We start from the raw sequence: 2,120 nt of genomic DNA, 5'->3' as shown, positions 1-2,120 counted from the left end.
TTTAAGGTTAAACATTTTATGAATAGAGATAAATTTTTCGGTATTGATGCTAAAAAACAATGGGTTTTTGTTTTTTTATTAGAAAATAATGATAAAAAATTATCATTATTTATTGAATATACGAATGAAGAAAATTTGGAATTGGCAAAACAAGATTTAGCGTTATATGGAATATTTTGGGATACAGGTTCAACTGTTGAAGCAATTATTAATTCATTTGATATTAATCCATCAAAAAAATTAGGTCTAAAAACTTGGTATGAACAGGTTTAAAAAGTCTGTCACGTGGCAATCACGTAAAAAAATATCTGCAAATTCTTCTGTTTGTTAGACTTCAAAAAGCGTCACTACTGATAGTGACGCTTTTTTATTTTTCATAGTAATGCACGCTTACTCGTTTCTCATTCGAGAAACAAAAAATGGTTTGTCGCTTCGCTCGGTTTTTACCTTTTGATGTTTTTATTGAAGCTTGTAATCAGAGGAAAAATATTCTTTATTCTAATACCTGGTTGTCACTCGTAGACACTCGTTCTGTTTTGCTCGTCTAGAATTCATAAAAAAAATATTAGCGAGTGTCTACGAGCGAAGTAATAAAAATTTGATTATTTCCCCCTTTGAAAAACCGCTTTTAAAAATATTGGCTGCTAGATGGTTTTTACTATCGCGAGCTTTTACTTTTAAAAAAACACGAGCAAAGCGAGTTCATAGTTGCTTTTGGGGGGTTAAGGGGGGCGAAGCCTCCCTTACAAGGCACAGAGTGAGAATTTTGAACGATAGTGAAAAAGTACCCTCTGTGTGTCCTTGCTCTATGCTCTTTAAACCTTTGAACTTTCCCCCTGAATTTACCTAAATTGCCCCTGACGTAGCAAAGCGAAGTCAAAAAAGTTTGAGCAAAGCGAAAACATAGGGCAATTTTCATAATGGAAATGGGCTTTTAAGGTTTTTAAATGCTTTTAAATGCTTTTAGACATGCTGAAATGCAAGCCTAGCAAGGCATACAGAGGACATTCTACTACGTTTACCCATCAATACCCCTACGTTTACCCATCAATACCCCTACGTTTACCCATCAATACCCCTACGTTTACCTTGCGTATTACTACAAGTTATTTTAATGTAGTAATAACTTCAAAAAAATAATTGTAGGTTATGAGCGATTTAATAGTAAAAGATAACGCCCTAATGAACGCTAGTTACAACTTGGACCTTGTTGAACAGCGGTTAATCCTGCTTGCTATTGTTGAGGCAAGAGAATCAGGTAAAGGAATTAATGCCAATGATCCTCTTACTGTTCATGCTGAAAGTTATATCAATCAATTTGGCGTACACAGAACAACGGCATATCAAGCTTTGAAAGATGCCTGCAAGGACTTATTTGCACGCCAATTTAGCTACCAAGAAAAACGAGAACGTGGACGAGCGAATATTACAAGTCGATGGGTATCACAAATTGCTTATATTGATGAAACGGCAACGGTTGAGATTATTTTTGCTCCTGCTGTTGTTCCATTGATTACAAGACTGGAGGAACAGTTTAGCCAGTACGATATTGAGCAGATTAGTGGTTTATCTAGTGCCTATGCTGTTCGTATGTATGAATTATTGATTTGTTGGCGTAGCACAGGAAAAACGCCTGTTATTGAACTAAAAGAGTTTAGAAAACGAATAGGTGTTTTAGATACTGAATACACGAGAACAGATAACTTAAAGATGCGAGTTATTGAGCTAGCACTCAAGCAGATAAATGATCATACCGACATTACAGCGAGCTACGAACAGCACAAAAAAGGGCGAGTGATTACAGGATTCTCATTCAAGTTTAAGCAGAAGAAGTCCAAACAAGTCGAAATTGCCACGGAAACAGCCCAAACAGCCACGAATGACCAAGACATAACAAAACCTCTTACTGAGCCACAGATCGCAAAATACAGCATGATTCTGTGCAAATTAGGCAGTATTTCAGACTTGAGTAACTTCCCCGACTATCCAACCTTTGCAAATTGGATTGGTAATATCCTAAGAAATCCCGAAAAAGCAGATAAACAAGCGGTAAAACGGATTTTCACAGCATTGGAAACAGAAACTGACTACAGCAATTGAGTGTTAAAATCTAATTAATT

At 36.0% G+C, this 2,120-nt stretch carries 2 protein-coding genes; both read left to right on the top strand.

What is annotated here, in order from left to right:
• The first annotated feature begins 18 nt into the window (after nt 1–18).
• Complete coding sequence (locus QSG86_RS01095) at nt 19–273, top strand: hypothetical protein (RefSeq protein WP_317032931.1); 255 nt, start codon at nt 19–21, stop codon at nt 271–273.
• 876 nt (nt 274–1,149) lie between these two features.
• On the top strand, nt 1,150–2,100 hold the full coding sequence (gene repM, locus QSG86_RS01090; RefSeq protein ID WP_317032932.1) for a replication initiation protein RepM: 951 nt from the start codon (nt 1,150–1,152) through the stop codon (nt 2,098–2,100).
• Nucleotides 2,101–2,120 lie beyond the last annotated feature (20 nt).

Source organism: Acinetobacter sp. SAAs474, assembly GCF_032823475.1.
GTDB lineage: Bacteria > Pseudomonadota > Gammaproteobacteria > Pseudomonadales > Moraxellaceae > Acinetobacter.
The sequence above is the reverse complement of the archived record's forward strand: the minus strand, read 5'-3'. Positions and strand labels throughout refer to the sequence as shown.